The following is a 16,360-nucleotide window of genomic DNA, read 5'->3' as shown; positions in this document are numbered from 1 at the left end:
TAAGTTGTTATCCAAACTTGATAGCTGCTGTGTATCCGTTAGCGACCTAAACTCCGCCAATCGACTACCACATCCTGAACCAACAGTGATTTATTGTAAAGTTGCAGAATAATCAGCAAAAACACGAAAAATAGCAAAATAAAAACAGCCATCACAGGGGTAGTACCCCAACCTGGAGCCACTTTCCCATACTCAGAGTTAAGTGGTTTCAGGATATCTCCCAACCTAGTCCTTTGTGCCATAGTTCACCTAAGATTACTTGCCAAAGCTTTTTTTAATCTTCTGTAATATTCTATAAGAATAGCACTCATAATCTATCCCTCAATTATGGAACCCGCAATAGTTCTTAGCATTTCTATGGCTGCCGTAGTAGTTGCCATCACTGGACTCTCGATTTATACCTCCTTTGGGCCTCCTAGCAAGCAATTGAACGATCCGTTTGATGACCACGAAGATTAAAGGAGTTTGGAGTTAGGAGTTTGGAGTTAGGAGTTTGGAGTTCGTAGTAAGGACTTTAGTCCTGGATTTTTAAGCACTGAAGTGCTTACTACGAACAATACTTAGCCGGGATTAATCGCTGGTATCACCTTGAAACTGGCGATTTTCCAAGGCTGTATTGTCAAGATTTGTTGCCCAGATGAGAATTCAGTAGTAGAGGAACGCTCTAACAAATCTACTCTATCTCCTAGATTCAACCTTAAATCACTTTGCAAAGATAACTCGGCTGTTTCTCCATGACATTCATAACACCGTAGAATTAACTGCTGTGGGTCATCTTCAGATGGTTTCAAGGCCATCAATATTAAATTTTCAGCTGATAAATCTAGGAACGTCATCCCCAGCCCCTCTTTGCTACCAAAGAGGGGATAATTTTTCTGTGGGTTTTGATTAACGGGATTCAATATCACTTGCAACGGTATATTCAATTCATAGCCTCGCCGTACCGTATGAGCTGATTCCCAGCTATCAGGATGAGGATATAAGGTATAGGTGAACTCGTGAAAACCTTTATCAGCCTCTGAATCTGGCCAATTAGGACTGCGTAGCAGTGTCAAGCAAAGTTGATTTGGTTTGCTGTCGTAACCGTATTTACAATCATTCAGCAAACTGACACCATAATGATTTTGGATTGTGTCTTCTGCTGTCAAATCAGCCCAACGCAAAGCGGGAACTTCCCATTTTGCTTGTTCTGCGGGGGTTTGCGGTTTAGTTGGGCGGCGAATCGCGCCACAGGGAATTTCATAGGTAGCAAAGTCTGCTTCAATATTCAGAGGAAAAGCAGCTTTCACTAATACATGATTTTCTTGCCAATTAGCGGTAGTCGCTATGTTCAGCAGAGGTGAACCAGCTTGGAGAATATAGTCTTGGCAAAATTCCGATTCGCCCAACTGACGCACCACGCGCACACGACTTTGCACTGGGCCTTGTTCTAACCACTGAATAGATTGAAGATTTGTTGCGGGTAAGGGATGTTGGGCGTAATTGGGGTCTATATTCCAAGCATCCCAATATTGACCACTGTCTTTAAAAGCTTGCAGTTGATTCCCCGCCCCACTCAAAACTTCTCGTTGATAAGTTTTGTCAAAAACACTTGATAAATCTCCCGTATCAGGATCTATAACAACTCGCAAGAATTCATTTTCTAAAATCCAGTCTGGGAGGAGTGAGGGGGATGAGGGGGATGAGGGGGATGAGGGGGAAAGCCAAAATATGCGGTAGCCTACGGGTGGAATTTCCGGGGCGAAAAATAGTAGTGTTGATGGTTGAGATAATTGGGAGACAAGCTGCTTTCCACAAGCATCGTAAATCTGCCATTTCTGGGTAGCTGTTGGGGGCGTGGGTAAGGCTACAGAGACTACTTCAGAACGCTGCCAATTGAGAGAATTGAAAACGAAAATAGGTAAACTATTGGGTTTTAGTGGTTCTGATCGGGTAATGTGAGATGCGATCGCTAAAAGTGATTCCTGTAATATCCTCGTTCCCACTTGTTCCACTTGCTGCCACTGGGGCAACGCATCCAGATAAACTTGGGTAATTGAAGAACCAGGTAAAATATCGTGAAACTGTTGAAATAACACTAGCTTCCAAGCTGCTTCAATTTCTGCTTTGGGATATGTCACACCACAGCTGACAGTTGCCAAGGTAGCAAATAGTTCAGCTTGATATAATAAATTTTCACAACGACGATTCCAGCGTTTCTGATCTGCGTGAGTAGTGTAGCAGCCGCGATGGAATTCTAAGTATAGTTCATCATTCCAAGTAGGAAATCGGGGGGATGAGGGGGATGAGGGGGATGAGGGGGGTAGGGGAGAATCATAACTCCTAACTCCTAACTCCTCACTCCTAACTCCTAACTCCTCACTCCTAACTCCTAACTCCTCACTCCTAACTCCTAACTCCTGACTCCCAACTCCTAACTCCTGACTCCTAACTCCTAACTCCTGACTCCCAACTCCTAACTCCTCACTCCTAACTCCTGATTGAATTTGCTGTAAATACTTTTCAGCCGTAGTGAATTCTAAGTCTGGGAAGAAAGGTGATTTTTGCCAGCGTTGGGCGGTTTCTAACATATCACGGGTGGGGCCGCCGCCGTGGTTGCCGACACCGGGAAGCCAGAGAGATTCTGGTAAACCAGTTTGGGTTTGCCATTCAAGAGCATAGGATGCCATCTTAACTGGGTCAATGCTTTCACCGATGGGTGCAGACATGAAACTAAAGACTTCGCTACCATCAGGCGATCGCCACCAAAAAGCTCCATAATCAAACTTAGTAGTATCATTCCACCGCAACTTCTGCGTCACAAAAGACTCAATTCCAGCATTAGCGAAAAACTGCGGTAAAGTTGCACAGAAACCAAAAGAGTCTGGAACCCATACCAGAGTTGAAAGCTTGCCAAATTTCTCCTGAATGTAGCGCTGACCATACAATAGCTGACGGACTATTGATTCACCAGCAATTAAGTTGAGTTCCGGTTCCACCCACATTCCGCCCACAACTTCCCAACGTCCAGCAGCCACCTGTTTTTGAATCGCCCCAAACAAATCCGGGCGATGTTCCTCAATCCAAGCATAAAGTGCGGGAGTCGAATGACAAAAAATTAACTCAGGAAAATCTTCTTGCAACTCTAGAACCGACTCAAAAGTTTTTTGTGCCGCATTCCAAGTTTCACTCACAGACCATAACCATGCTAAATCTAAATGAGCATGACCCAACAAGAAAATTTTAGATTTTAGATCCCCCCAACCCCCTTTCAAAAGGGGGGCTAAGATGTCGGATTGAATTAGGTTTTGGCGTAGAGATAAAAACGATCTTACTAACTCTCCCTTCTCTTCCTCCGTGTCCTCTGCGCCTCCGTGGTTCGTAACCTCCCCCACCATCGCCGCCAAAACATCCAACCTCTCCGGCGCAAACCTTTGCAAATAAAGTTGCACCACAGCTAACTCATCAGCCACAAAACCCGGATCGGGATTATGATCAACAGTAGACTCATAAACTAGGAGCGATCGCACTAAAGCACCATCACAATGTCCCGGACTCACTAACCGCAAAGCCACAATAAACTCTTCCCCTGGCGTCACCCCCTGACTAAAAAGCACTCTCGGCGAACAATCAAATAAATCACCCTCCAGCAGTAACTCCCCATTTAGATAAATCTCAGCAGAATCAGCCCACCAAACCAGCGCCAGTCGCAAAGATAACCCAGCTAAGGGATAACCCTGTAAATCTTGGGGAACCAGCAATTTTTGCACAAGCCATAGCACTTTTTTCCCGCCTGTCCAAGCAATATGTTCTTTAGCATTCAACTCAACAGGTTGCCAATAAGACAAATCAGCAGCCATAACATCAGTAATAATCAGGTCAGATTCCTGGTATCGCCAAGTAGACTGAAGATTAACTTGACAAAAAGAGCGCAATTGCTCAATAGCTTGTGAGATCAATTTGGTCTGGAATTGAGAGACAGTCGGGGTCATATTTTCGCTAAGATGAGGTGTTGGTCGTTTTGATTGTTTGGCGCGAGTCTCACAACTGAACAAGACTTGAACTAAAAAATTACTACTATGTCTTCTGGTTCCTCTGGTCGTTATCAAAGCAGACTATTTAACTTTGTCCACCAGCAATCTCGGCGGGTGACACAACAGTGGGAACACACCTTCCGGCATTTGCAAGTCGCGACTAAGTGGGGTGTGGGGGTATTACTCTACCCAGTGTATCTACTGTTTCAGTCATCGGAATCATCTGGAAAAACGCTACACACCAAAGAACCAGAAACTAGATTAAAGTTACAACCAAATGATACCGATTTCCAGCCGAAAGTTCTCCCAAATGTTGATAGCCCCATTCAAAATATACTAGAGGCACTCAATTATTTGTCATTTGATGAACCCGCCTCTACTCCTGTGAAAACAGTTGAACCTTTCAATCCCTTAGCGCTATTAGGAGTTTTTCGGTCGAAATTAGTTGATAATAACTCTACAAATAACCCTAATCTTACTCAATCATCAAATATTACAGAGAATCAAGTCAGAAGTCTCAACCCTTCACACTTGCAAAATGCACTTCAACACCATCTTCCAATAGTAGGGGGAATTGCCACAAATTTGATGAATCGGAATTTAGTACTGGTTACTGCCGATAATGAAATTCTAGATATCTTAACACCTCAGCAGCAGATAAAATTAGAAGACCAAATTATTAACGAAGTTGCTAAATACTGGCAGTCTTGGCCGTTGATTATAGCTAAAAAAGAAACGCACTTATTACCACAAATTGACCGATTCTTAGTAAAACTTACTGCCGTAAATCCAGCTAAAATTTCAGTTTTAGCTGAAGGAATACCAAAAGATTTACTTAATACAGATAGATTATTAGCATTTCTAGATATAGCTGTTGCGAAGTTGGAATCAAATGCTTTAGTCCCCGTACAAGAACGTAGCCAGGAAATTGCCCAAGTTGCCCAAACTCATTTAAATATATTTCTTTATGGTAAAGACCAATTAGCTGCTAGGGGAAAAATTGTCACCACTGCTGATAGTTTGGAAACTTATACACTGAACCTTCAGGCTTTGATTGAGTCCGCGCTTAATTATTTTTTTGGTGCTGGCAATAGAAAAAGACTTGAGCCAACAATTAGTGATCAGATATTGTCAGGCAAACTATTATCATCAGTCCTTAGAAAAGCCTTGTCCAAAACTCCTCTGTTGGAGAACCAAGACTTAACAAATGATCCTTGGCTAACATGGAATGATTTATTTGGTGACACCAAAACCGTTGCTGACAAGCCAGTTACGCTTTCTAAAAGGACAAATCCTGCTTTCGGCTCAAGTTTATCAGTGGGGCATTTTTCACAAAAGAATTTGAGTGTAAAACAACCTCAAGTCAAATCTGGCTTGGTACAAAGGAAACAACCAACTAGTAATGTCGCCTCAATTCAAAAAATAGCTGGAAAAATTGCTTCTGCAAAACAAACCCGAACCAGCATTTCCCAAACTAAAAGCGGGAGTCCTAAGGGGGAAATTTTGCAACAGCAGTTTCAAAAAAGCAGTCAAGTTGAGGCACAGCCAGACTGGATCGAAACCAAAGCAACTTCAACTGGCTATGAGAAGCATCCTTTAGAGCAACTTTTGGAATGGCTTGATTATATTATGCTTTGGCTAGAAGAGAGATTTGTAAATATTTTTCAGTCATTGCGGCAGCTATGGCAGGGGAAATAAGATTAATTCGTAATTCGTAATTCGTAATTCGTAATTAAGTTTTGTGTTAGCGTAGCGGTAGCGAGTCTGCGTTCGCGTAGCGTCTCGTAGAGAGCGTCCGGGAATTTAGACCCCGACCCAAAACTTGCTTATTTTTTGAACCGAGGGATTTAAACCCACGGTACTCGGTTAAAAAAACTGACTTTGGCAAAGAGTTTTAGCCTTAACTGAACTGTATTGGACTATAACCTTTTCTCAGTCGTCTTTAGACCAATACGCTTGGGTTAGCGTCAAAAACCTTGTATTGCGTAGGTTGGGTTGAGGAACGAAACCCAACCGAAGAGCGGGGTTTGTTGGGTTTCACGACCTTCAACCCAACCTACAATTATCTGTATTGGACTATAACCTTTTCTCAGTCGTCTTTAGACGACTTTCGCTATTAGACTCAGAATTCATTCTGAGGCGGGCTAGATGAGAATGAAATAGCCCTGGATTTAACTAGTCCCGTGGGTTTAAGTCCAAAATAATGAAAAAAGGAACCGCATTCGCGCAGCGTCTCGTAAGAGAAGGACGCAAAGGAATAAGAGTTTCAAAGAGTTATTGCGTAAGTCCTAGAATGATTTAGCACTGCTATATCAAGTTGAGTTAGAGTTTCCTAGTTCTTAGAGCAAAGCGCCACCACAACTAGAACCACATCCAGCAGTACAACCATAGCAATAAGCAGCAGTTTGTACCTCACTAATCAAGTCTAAACTGCCAGCTTCTAACAATTTGCCAACTGTCAAGGTTTCACCATTGCGAGTTTTTGCAGGTAAATTCATCATTTGGTTAAAGTCACAATCATATACATTTCCCAGATAGTCAATTGAAAGTTCATCTCGACACATTAAATGTTCAACTGTGCTGGGATTAAAATGCAACTCTAAAAACTGCAAATAGCTGGTGTACAGTTTTTTTCGCTCTAAATGCATTTTAGTTCTACCAACTGGTAGATTGGTAATGGTGAAGAGGTTGTTAAATACAATATCAAAATGTTCTTGTAAGAACATTTTGTAATCTTGTTCTAGGTTGGTCTGTTCGGGAGCTAGGGAAAATTTTTCGCCGATGGGCAACTTGGGATTAAATATCAAGTCCAAAATTAAATTTTGGTCTTGACCATAGCCCAGTTGGTTAAGCCACTGCAAAGCTTTGACTGAACTATCAAAAACACCACTACCGCGCATTTTATCAACATTCTCTGCTAGATAACAGGGTAGGGAAGCGACAACTCTTACTTGGTGTTTAGCAAAGTATTCTGGTAAATCACCAAATCCATCTTCAAAATAAATAGTCAAATTAGACCGGACAATCACTTCTTTACCAGTTGCTTTTGCTGCTTCTACCAATGGCTTAAATCCATAATTCATTTCTGGTGCGCCACCAGTCAAATCCACAATTTTAATTTCGGAAAATTTATGGATTAGCGAAATCAATTGTTCGCAAATTTCCGGAGAAAGTTCTTCTGTACGTTTTGGACCGGCTTCGACATGACAGTGTGTACAGGCAAGGTTACAACGCTTACCTAGATTAATTTGTAAGACAGTGATTCCTTTTTTTGTCAAAGGTGAACTGAGTTTGTGGTTGAAGGGTGTGACTGCTGTATCTAGTAAAACTTTTGGTTTAGTTTGCATTATTTACTACTCCTTAAAAATCGCACAAATATATTCATTTTTTCTAACCTTGCAATAATCTATAAATGATTCCACTAATAATTGCAGCAGTTGGTATAGTTAAAATCCACGATAGTAGGATCTGATAAAAAACACACATATTGGCTTTTTTGCTAATCAATCCCACACCAAAAATAGAAGCAACTGAAACATAAGTGGTAGAAACAGTCAGCCCAAACCGAGTAGCAGCAATGACCAGAAGTCCGGTGATTATATTTGCTGATAACCCTTGGGTATGATTCATTGAGGTAATCTTTTCACTCATAGTAACAGCAACTTTTTGGGAGTTGAGTAAACCGCCAAGTGCCATTGCGATCGCAATGGTGATCATTCCTCCCTGAATCGAAAAATACTCAATAATTAGAATGAGTGAAACAATCTTAGGAGTGTTATTTAATCCTCTAGCAAAACTGACAATTCCAGCGCTGAGAAAATGGCAAGTATCAATCATTTTATGATTGACTGGTAACTGCCATTTGGAATTAATATAGCCAGATAAGCTGTAAATTCCTGCTGCCAAGGGAATAGCAATAATTGGACTGAGTAATAGAGGTAAAATAAAGGAAGTTGCCAAAGTTGCAAAATTAACTTGAAGTCCGATCGCAACTAATCCAGCGCCAACAGTAGCACCTGTCAAACTGTGAGTTGTGGAAATGGGAAGCCCCATCAAGGTGGCGATGAGTACAGTTAAACCAGCAGCGATCGCTACTGCTATATGAAACTCTGGAGCATTGGCGATCGCATCAGGTAACAGTCCTTTGCCAGAGAAGTTTTTCATTAGTGTTCCTGCTAACAAAGTCGCAGTTACAGCACCAGCAAAAGTTGTAAAAGTTGCCCACAAAATTGCTGTTTGATAGCTGCTAGTTCGGCTACCAAACAACGTTGCTACACCTTTAAAGTTGTCATTTGCACCATTGGAATATGCTAAAAAAAGCGTAGCTAAAAATAGACTAATTAACAACATTTTGGAGTTTATAGAGAATAACTCAGAATGGAATTAGTTAAATATTCAAGTTGTGCATTTCTTCTCCAGTGGCAGACAATTATTCTAAATTCTGACTCCTGACATCTCAATTCTTTTTTAAGAGATTAACAGCAACCACCACCGCTATAGTGCCAAGTTGACTTGGTAATAATAATTTCTGCTGGCTTGATAGCCGCAAGTTGAGCAGCAGTTTTATCACACACTGCTGCGGGAATACCTAGCTGAAGTAAATGACCTGCTGAATCGTCAAAGAATGGTTCTGAACCAGCATAAATTGCTGTTTTCCCAGTAAATATACAAGCACCATCTTCTGGAATAGCAACTTTAAAGGAAACAGAATCCAGACTTTCTAAAAGTAGATTTTCTTCTAAATTATAAGTTTGGGTATCTAGTAGACGATAAGGACGACGGGCACGAATTTCAACTTGACCAAAGCCAGCATTTGTAATCCGTTGAGTATATTCTTCATAGGTGAGTGCGCCTGATAAACACATGGCTCTGAGTCGTTCATCTTGTTGAAGATGTGCTGGAATTTGACTAGTGGCAATTGGATCGCTCATTTGCAAGCGTCCACCTGGCTTTAATACGCGATAGGCTTCTTTTAAAGCACGAGTTAAATCTTCTGGCTCAAAGATGTTGAAAAGGCAATTTTGCGCCACGATATCGACAGTAGCATCAGCAACGGGTAAGTTAAAAGCATCCCCTTCGCGGATTTCTACAAAGCTGATGTCAAACCAGGAGTTTTCTTGAGCAGCAATTTTCAGATTGCGTGCAGCTGCTTCCCGCATAGCCCCAACCGGTTCAACAGCAATTACAGCACTTACATGGCGGGAAAAATAAGCGAATTGCAACGCTTCTAAACCGCCACCAACGCCGACATACAACACAGTAGGTTGGTTTCCTAGTTCGGTGGGGTGAACAGTAGTGCCACAACCATAGTTCATTTCCTGCATTGGCAAAGGAATTTTCAAACCTGGTAGTTGCAGGGGCGTACTTTGCACACAACAAAGTCCAACTTGTGGAGTTTGGGCAACTTCGCGGTAGAATTGCGCTGCTGTTTCTAGATAAGTCATGCAGTTTTGGATTTTATGATGATGACAGCTTTGTGCATCCTAGTATAATTAACTATGAATTGGATGAGTTTTTGCTGAGATTGCCAAAAACTCCAAATTTTGCTAAGATAGAAAAATTTGGGATTTTACCGTTATTTGAGACTGGAAGGGGGATGAGGGGGATGAGGGAGAATGCTCAATGTCCCATTCTAAGTTTAATCACGCAATGTGTAGCCAACACCGTTCACAGTCTGAATGAGGCATTTTTCGTTATTGGCTTCAAGTTTCAGACGTAGGTAGTAAATGTAAGCTTCAATGATGTTGGCATCACTCATGAAGTCGTAACCCCAGACTTCTTCTAAAATGCGATCGCAGGTAATTATCTGTCGCGGATGGGTCAATAAATATTCTAGTAAATCAAATTCCTTACCAGTTAACTCAATTAACCGTTGATCTCGGTACACTTGTCGGGTACGACGATTTAAACTCAAGTCTTCAAATTCTAAAACCTCAGCCACATCTGCTTGCTGGCTTTTTCGCAGGCGAGTGGCGACTCTGGCTAATAATTCATCAACACTGAAGGGTTTAACGAGGTAATCATCAGCACCAGCGTCTAAGCCTACAATGCGATCGCTCACTTCATCTTTGACGGTTAATAAGATTATCGGCACTTTATCAACAATACTTCGCAGGCGGCGGCAAATTTCCAACCCCGATAAACCAGGCAACATCCAGTCTAAAATTACTAAATCCAGATGCAACTCACGCGCTGCCATGAGTGCAGTTAATCCATCGTAGGCAACACTGACTTGATAGCCTTCATAATTCAATTCCAATTCAACAAATCGTGCCAGTTTGACTTCATCTTCAACCAGTAAGATGTGCGTCATGATGATGTTAATGATTTCAGCAGGGGTACGTTAAGTAATAATCCGGTCTGGAAACGCTTAGTGAGGTGTGAGCTACTTAATAGCTAAACATCTAACTTAAGCGTAAGTTAGCTTAGTATAAACCTAAGTAAGTAACAATCGTCAGTCTGCAATTACCAATGGCTGCTTGATCAAAGAACGATCCAACTGGCTTAGGGCTTACGCAATAACTGTCTGAAGCTTTTATTCCTTTGTGTACTTTGCGTCCAACTCTTACGAGACGCACTCGCGTTTGCGGTTCGTTTTTTCATTATTTTGCGTAAGTCCTAAGTAAGTCGGTGAAAATAAATCAAACTATGTGACGAAACGCAACCAGGCTTGAAACCCTTACCAAGGACGAATGACAAAGGACAAATGACAGCCATCACCAGTTATCTTTAATTGCGCCGACCTACTTATGGCTATTAGCAATAGGCTGTGATATCTTCACCGCATTCATCGGCAAGATAACAGAGTGCTTTAAAACGCAAACCAACCACTTCCTCGTATAGAGGATTTAATTTACACATCGGAGGAATGTGAAATAGCTTCCGACCAAACAGCGTGATGTCTCGCTCGAAGGGACATTGAGCAGGAATAATTTTGCACAGGAAATGAGCCAATTTGGAGTTATGAATTTCTATCGTTTCCAAGCACTCGCGGACTGGGTACAGTAGATCGTCGTGTAACCTGACTTGAATAAAGCTTGTCATAATTTTTAACCTTGATAATTTCAAACTAGATTGAGTTTGTTGTATTTGAACCTCTATAAATAGATACGGTTCAGTTCTATAGTTTTATGCACTAATCGCTCGTTCTTTGGTTCTTTACAGAAATAGAATGAGTCTCTATCCACACTTAGTACAATATTTCCAGGTGCCGTACACGAGAGCGATAACGCACCCGACAATTTAAGGTTTACTTTATAATTGGTCTCTAAGAGTTTCAGAGACTTATTGCGTAAGTCCTAACACTATTAACTACACATTCAAGTGCTATAGTTCCCGATGATTTTTCAAAGAGAGTAGTATTGCCTCTTAACTAACCTTACAAAAGCCCAGTCTCATAACCAATTCAGGATCGCTATAGTTAACTTGTGTTGTTAATCAACTTCTTGGAGGCGCAGCTAAACTTACCCTCAAAAAGCAACAAGCTTCAGGGAAGCTGCGAAAAATCATGACTGATGACTTTTTCAGTAATAAAAAGCTACTTTTTGACCTATGGGCGCCAAGTTACGACTGGCTCTTTCCTTCAGTGTTTTATCGAACCGTTCACAAACGCTTGCTGGAGTACGTCGATTTACCAGAGCGAGCAAATGTACTTGATATTGGCTGTGGTACTGGTCGCTTACTTGAGCGCCTTGCAACTCAGTTTCCCGACTTGCGAGCTACCGGATTGGATTTATCTGCGAATATGTTGCGGGTAGCAAGACAGAGCAACCGCCACCGTCCACGTTTAATTTATATCGAGGGCAAAGCTGAGTCTCTTCCCTTTGCTGATGGTCAATATGATGCTATTTTCAGCACTATTAGCTTCTTGCACTATTTGGAACCTAAACAGGTGCTTAGTGAGATAGCACGGGTACTTTCTCCCAGTGGACGCTTCTACTTGGTTGACATTACTTCTAAAAAAGAGACAGAACCTCAACTATTGCCAGTTTCTCCCCGTGGAATTAGACTCTATAGCCCTAATCAACGTCAACTTCTTGGCTCCTCTGCTGGGCTATTGTGTTTGAATCACCACTATTTACTAGGGCCAGTCTTGCTAACGATTTTTGCTAAACAATACTTCCGATAGAGGAGCAAATCAGTCATAACTAGATTCTAGATAGATGTACTTAAACCCCCAATTTTCCTAAGATAATCTCAAGAATAAATGATTGGGAATGTAATCATGGCTGAACAACAAAAATCTAATAATCAAGAAACTACCGCTACTGCTTCTGGTGGCTACCAAACCCCCATCGACGAAAGTATCCGCAAAACTGGCGATGCTGAAAAGAGTGATGCTAAACCCAGTGCTACTCCAGAAGCACCAGGAGAGGATTCTATCGCAGGTAGCCCCAATCAAGGAACTGAGTCACGTTAATTGGCTTGAATTTTCCCAAGTTTTAATCATCTCGTGGTTCTCTTGTTGTAACTCTAATATAGTAAGTTTTGAGTGGATATATGGTGTAATAGCCTCAACTTTCCACTCTTTTTTTGTGTCATCAGCTGCATGAACACTACGTAAGTGCCTTAGCGTAGCTTACCGCAGGTATCCCAATCCAAAACCCCAATGCATCTAGAGCGCCGGTCAAGTTTAAATTGACGGGAAGTAAGTTGGTAGTAAGGACTTCAGTCCTTATTTTCTAAGCACTAAAGTGCTTACTACAAACCCTCAAAATTAGCTTAGACATTGTACTAGCAGCATAAACATAGACAAGAATTTCCTGGTACAGCTATTGGTCTAGCTATCTGCAAAAAAATCATCCAGGGGCAGCATCTGGACTGAGTTTAAACTAGGCGTAAATCCTGATTCTACCTGATGGGAATTTGGGGTTGGACAAGTTTTATTAGCAAAATCACACTGATAAATATAGGGTTCTTGCCAACTCAAGGGAATTTCTAATAAGTCTCGTGCCCCTGTCATGCCTTGCCCAATAAATAGCAACAAAGCAATGCAGTTTAAAATTGTATGGGCGGTGCGCCAGCGATTGGACTTATCTTGATAAATATCTTGAACAATTGCTAATGAAAAAATCATCAGCAGTGCTGCGGTAATACCAATATAATAATGTGACCAATACCACTCATTGGTGCGGCGATATACTCCATCCTGACAGCCTAGAATTACCAAACCTGCACCAGTTAAGGTCGCAAAAGCTGCTCGCCACACCTTCTGCTTTGCCTGATAAAGAAATACTAAAGAGGCAACGGTTGCAGCAAATATTAACAGGATAAAAACAACTTGAAAAGGTGTTTTATTCCACAATTGATTTTTGATAATATTTTTGCCAATAGGGTAGCTTAATCCGATTAAAGTTAATCCAACAACTGCACTTGTGAGTCTTTCACCTAACTGCTTATGTTCTACACCCACCACTGGCGGAATTTTGCTTTTACTCCCGGCTAAAATTTGCAATCGGCGTTGGCGTGTTTGCCAAGCAAAATTAATCACTGTACCGATAAGTGGAAACACGAATATAATTGCGATCGCTGGATGTAAAAGACCAAGAAAATCTGTTATTTGCATACAACACCTTTCCATGAATCATTAAATTCATATCAAAGGAGAATATAAAGCATCCTATCATCACTTAAATTAATTTCAGATGAGAATCTGTTTAATATTTATTTTTGTTATTTTTAGCTAATTTTAATTAAGTACATATTTGAATATCTTAATAAAAGATTATAAGGCAATACAGTTCAGTTAAGGCTGAAACTCTTTTTTTACGAACCACAGAGGCGCAGAGAACACAGAGAGAAAAGAGAAGCAGGAAATGCTTAACCCAAGTGTATTGGATTATCAGGGTTCTAAATTGTATGGAATACAGACTACTTATAGGGAACATTGCTCTGCCCCTACACTACGATCATCTAGCAGATAAATTATTATTAGCAGCAATATTACCTTAGCGCGATTTAGGAGATTTAGCTAATTTCCATACCGAATAATAGTCATCATTATAAACAATATCTGTCTTGAATTTATATTTTTTTTCTATTGTTTCGCGCCAAGTCTCTGAAGGATTCAGTAAAAAGACATCAGTAAAGCCATCAGGGATTTTGGGAGTTTTTTGATGATTCACCAGCAGAAATCGCGCTTTTGGTTCCAAAAGATAGCTCAGAGAAAAAACATTCCCATAATTATTGCCCAAAGCATCACTAATCAAAAGTGGGTGGGTCGTTTGATTGATGATTTGGGCAACTTGTGGATTGCCATAGCTCATGCCCTTATTCCACCAAGTTTCTGCCTGGGAACTCACTTTAGAAGAAATCAGACCACAAATAATCACTAATGCCATAATTATGTGCCAAATGCTCCGGCGTGACACGCTGCTATTATATAGCTGCGTAGCCAGTAGGTAAGCAACAGTTACTTGGATTCCTAAATAAGATGGTATTAAATATGGTTCGGGAGATGATTGTATGCCTCTAGGAATTAAATTGGGTACTATTAGGGGTAGTGCTGGCACTACAATTAATATAATGATAAATAACCAAACTTTATAGTTAGTTGTTTGACAAAGAAAATAAATCGCATATCCTACCAAAGTTAAAAAAATTGGTGTAATTAAATAGCCCAGATAATTTTGTGAGCTAAGGTTTATATCAAAAAAAATCCGGCTTAACTGGATTAATAAAAATTGAAAGTTAGGTATAAAATCTGACTGTTTTGCTGTCTGATCGGCTGAAATCAAAAATTGAAAAAAGTCACCCATCATAACTGTTATCCAAGGCATGAAGGCTAAAAAACCTACCAGTGATGCTAGCAGATAAGTTCTGACAGTTTCAGTCAACTGAAATTTGGCAGTGATCATCACATAAATTGTGTGAGCAACTGCTACAAATGCACTCCAGAGAAATGTATACAGACTAATGGCTAAAGTTACTGCATAAATGCTCCAGATAGTGAATAAATCTGCTCGTTGTCGTTCTTTTGCTAGCTCATCTTTATTTTGTGATTCCAGCTGCATTGCTCGTAGTAAAGATGCACTGGATAGTAATATGGTGACTAACCAGAGAATATATTCTTGTGCTTCTTGGGCATATACTAGGTGAATTGGAGAAATTGCCATGAGTGCGATCGCTACACTCGGAACCGATAATGGCACATTAAATAATTCTCGGCATAACCAATAAGCACAAGGGAAAACCAGCAAACTGATCAAGGCGGATAAACTTCTAATGGCCGTCACCGAATTACCAAAGATTTCCATCCACAATCTGGCTACTATGTAATACAACGGTGGATGCTGAGAATCTTCTTTTGCCAAAGACATAATTGTGTCATTTAAGCTTTTTACTGAATTTGCACCTTGAAACTGGGCAAAACTTTCTTTACCAATGACACGATTCTTAAAAAGTTCCTCTTTTGCTTCATTAATTGTGTAACCAGAAATCCGCAAAGAGGCATAAGTTTCATCATGCCAGTAAACTTTGCCATCTAGGTTAGAAAAGCGGAACAATATACCCATCGCCAATAAAAAAATAATTAAAAATCGCAACCAACTCGGAGTAAATTTGAGATGGCGCATAAGTAATTTTCCCAATAATTTATCTAAAATAATCCAGTCAGATGGACTGATGAGGTGCGATCGCTAGAATTGTATCTGAGTTTGTTCATCAGAGATAACTAATACCGTTTCTTCGTGAAGCTGCATATATTTACCCTCCTGTAGTCCCGCCAAAGCATTGGGGGGTCTTATTATGTGCATCTTCATGCAGAATTGGGAATCGTATTAAGAATTTTTTCCTTATCTCTGATTCCTCTGTGCCTCTGCGGTTCGTTAAAAAATTTAAGTTTGACAAAAAGTTTTAACCTTAACTGAACCGTACTGGGATTTAGGCACTATACAAATAGCTCACATTATGCATTAATGTGTGGAAGCGTGATTGAAACAGTTCGTGAGAAAAGAACTGATAGAGAGCTTTTTTACTTTCTTGGATTAGAGGTAGAGTACTTTTATTATGGATATTAATTACTAAAAAATCTGGCAATAAGATACAAAATTTTCCTTTGATATACGCTATAAATGCAAGTCAGTTAAAAGACATAGGACTTACGCAATAACTCTCTAAAACCTTATTCCTTGAACCTCTCCCTCCCAGCCTCCCTCTCCAAAACGGAAAGGGAGGAGCAAGGAAAAATTAAGCTTTTTGCTCCCCTCTCCGCTTCGGAGACGGGCTAGGAGAGAGGTCAAATAAGACTTGTCAAACTCACGTTGAGTTAAAAGAATCAAAATCGGCGTAGAAAGCCCCCGGATGAATCCAGGGGCTTGGATAATTTTGATTGCGATGCTTGCAGTGGA

13 protein-coding genes are annotated in these 16,360 nt (G+C 40.7%); 4 read left to right on the top strand and 9 right to left on the bottom strand.

Annotated elements, in window-relative coordinates:
• Positions 1–38: 38 nt before the first annotated feature.
• On the bottom strand, positions 39–242 hold the full coding sequence (gene psbH, locus LC605_RS02010; protein WP_229545907.1) for a photosystem II reaction center phosphoprotein PsbH: 204 nt from the start codon (positions 240–242) through the stop codon (positions 39–41).
• A gap of 85 nt (positions 243–327) precedes the next feature.
• On the opposite strand from psbH, the gene psbN reads away from it, so the two are divergent.
• Positions 328–459: a photosystem II reaction center protein PsbN gene (gene psbN / locus LC605_RS02005; RefSeq protein WP_229545906.1), complete on the top strand. Its 132-nt coding sequence runs from the start codon at positions 328–330 to the stop codon at positions 457–459.
• Positions 460–560: 101 nt separating this feature from the next.
• Here the strand turns inward: psbN and LC605_RS02000 are convergent, their stop codons facing one another.
• The gene (locus LC605_RS02000; RefSeq protein ID WP_229545905.1) at positions 561–3,971 is read right to left on the bottom strand and encodes an alpha-mannosidase; all 3,411 of its coding nucleotides are present in this window, start codon (positions 3,969–3,971) and stop codon (positions 561–563) included.
• Between the two features lie 87 nt (positions 3,972–4,058).
• Between LC605_RS02000 and LC605_RS01995 the strand changes: the two genes are divergently transcribed.
• Complete coding sequence (locus LC605_RS01995; RefSeq protein WP_229545904.1) at positions 4,059–5,711, top strand: hypothetical protein; 1,653 nt, start codon at positions 4,059–4,061, stop codon at positions 5,709–5,711.
• Between the two features lie 641 nt (positions 5,712–6,352).
• Here LC605_RS01995 and arsS read toward each other — a convergent pair.
• The 5 genes from arsS to LC605_RS01970 form a co-directional block, all read right to left on the bottom strand.
• Complete coding sequence (gene arsS / locus LC605_RS01990; protein ID WP_229545903.1) at positions 6,353–7,360, bottom strand: arsenosugar biosynthesis radical SAM (seleno)protein ArsS; 1,008 nt, start codon at positions 7,358–7,360, stop codon at positions 6,353–6,355.
• 43 nt (positions 7,361–7,403) lie between these two features.
• A complete protein-coding gene (locus LC605_RS01985) occupies positions 7,404–8,363 on the bottom strand; it encodes an inorganic phosphate transporter (protein ID WP_229545902.1) in 960 nt (319 codons plus the stop codon).
• Positions 8,364–8,488: 125 nt separating this feature from the next.
• Positions 8,489–9,457 (bottom strand): arsenosugar biosynthesis arsenite methyltransferase ArsM, encoded by a 969-nt coding sequence (arsM, locus tag LC605_RS01980; protein WP_229545901.1) that lies wholly within the window; start codon positions 9,455–9,457, stop codon positions 8,489–8,491.
• Positions 9,458–9,651: 194 nt separating this feature from the next.
• Entirely contained in the window at positions 9,652–10,326 is a 675-nt protein-coding gene (locus LC605_RS01975) for a response regulator transcription factor (protein ID WP_229545900.1), read from the bottom strand.
• A gap of 443 nt (positions 10,327–10,769) precedes the next feature.
• A complete protein-coding gene (locus LC605_RS01970; RefSeq protein WP_229545899.1) occupies positions 10,770–11,057 on the bottom strand; it encodes a Mo-dependent nitrogenase C-terminal domain-containing protein in 288 nt (95 codons plus the stop codon).
• A gap of 463 nt (positions 11,058–11,520) precedes the next feature.
• On the opposite strand from LC605_RS01970, the gene LC605_RS01965 reads away from it, so the two are divergent.
• Both LC605_RS01965 and LC605_RS01960 read left to right on the top strand, forming a co-directional pair.
• Positions 11,521–12,141, top strand: coding sequence for a class I SAM-dependent methyltransferase (locus tag LC605_RS01965; protein ID WP_229545898.1), 621 nt, complete (start codon positions 11,521–11,523; stop codon positions 12,139–12,141).
• A 96-nt stretch (positions 12,142–12,237) separates the two neighbouring features.
• Entirely contained in the window at positions 12,238–12,432 is a 195-nt protein-coding gene (locus LC605_RS01960; RefSeq protein WP_229545897.1) for a hypothetical protein, read from the top strand.
• Between the two features lie 360 nt (positions 12,433–12,792).
• On the opposite strand, the gene LC605_RS01955 is transcribed toward LC605_RS01960, so the two are convergent.
• Positions 12,793–13,578: a DUF4079 domain-containing protein gene (locus LC605_RS01955; protein ID WP_229545896.1), complete on the bottom strand. Its 786-nt coding sequence runs from the start codon at positions 13,576–13,578 to the stop codon at positions 12,793–12,795.
• A gap of 382 nt (positions 13,579–13,960) precedes the next feature.
• Positions 13,961–15,586, bottom strand: a complete 1,626-nt coding sequence (locus tag LC605_RS01950) for a glycosyltransferase family 39 protein (protein ID WP_229545895.1) — start codon at positions 15,584–15,586, stop codon at positions 13,961–13,963.
• Between the last annotated feature and the right edge of the window lie 774 nt (positions 15,587–16,360).

It is taken from the genome of Nostoc sp. CHAB 5836, assembly GCF_020829445.1.
Lineage (GTDB): Bacteria > Cyanobacteriota > Cyanobacteriia > Cyanobacteriales > Nostocaceae > Nostoc.
This window is presented reverse-complemented; position numbering and strand designations above follow the sequence as displayed.

What these genes read in the sequence shown, in the direction of transcription:
- psbH (WP_229545907.1), bottom strand. Translation starts at nt 242, where the DNA reads ATGGCACAAAGGACTAGGTTGGGAGATATCCTGAAACCACTTAACTCT.
- psbN (WP_229545906.1), top strand. Translation starts at nt 328, where the DNA reads ATGGAACCCGCAATAGTTCTTAGCATTTCTATGGCTGCCGTAGTAGTT.
- LC605_RS02000 (WP_229545905.1), bottom strand. Translation starts at nt 3,971, where the DNA reads ATGACCCCGACTGTCTCTCAATTCCAGACCAAATTGATCTCACAAGCT.
- LC605_RS01995 (WP_229545904.1), top strand. Translation starts at nt 4,059, where the DNA reads ATGTCTTCTGGTTCCTCTGGTCGTTATCAAAGCAGACTATTTAACTTT.
- arsS (WP_229545903.1), bottom strand. Translation starts at nt 7,360, where the DNA reads ATGCAAACTAAACCAAAAGTTTTACTAGATACAGCAGTCACACCCTTC.
- LC605_RS01985 (WP_229545902.1), bottom strand. Translation starts at nt 8,363, where the DNA reads ATGTTGTTAATTAGTCTATTTTTAGCTACGCTTTTTTTAGCATATTCC.
- arsM (WP_229545901.1), bottom strand. Translation starts at nt 9,457, where the DNA reads ATGACTTATCTAGAAACAGCAGCGCAATTCTACCGCGAAGTTGCCCAA.
- LC605_RS01975 (WP_229545900.1), bottom strand. Translation starts at nt 10,326, where the DNA reads ATGACGCACATCTTACTGGTTGAAGATGAAGTCAAACTGGCACGATTT.
- LC605_RS01970 (WP_229545899.1), bottom strand. Translation starts at nt 11,057, where the DNA reads ATGACAAGCTTTATTCAAGTCAGGTTACACGACGATCTACTGTACCCA.
- LC605_RS01965 (WP_229545898.1), top strand. Translation starts at nt 11,521, where the DNA reads ATGACTGATGACTTTTTCAGTAATAAAAAGCTACTTTTTGACCTATGG.
- LC605_RS01960 (WP_229545897.1), top strand. Translation starts at nt 12,238, where the DNA reads ATGGCTGAACAACAAAAATCTAATAATCAAGAAACTACCGCTACTGCT.
- LC605_RS01955 (WP_229545896.1), bottom strand. Translation starts at nt 13,578, where the DNA reads ATGCAAATAACAGATTTTCTTGGTCTTTTACATCCAGCGATCGCAATT.
- LC605_RS01950 (WP_229545895.1), bottom strand. Translation starts at nt 15,586, where the DNA reads ATGCGCCATCTCAAATTTACTCCGAGTTGGTTGCGATTTTTAATTATT.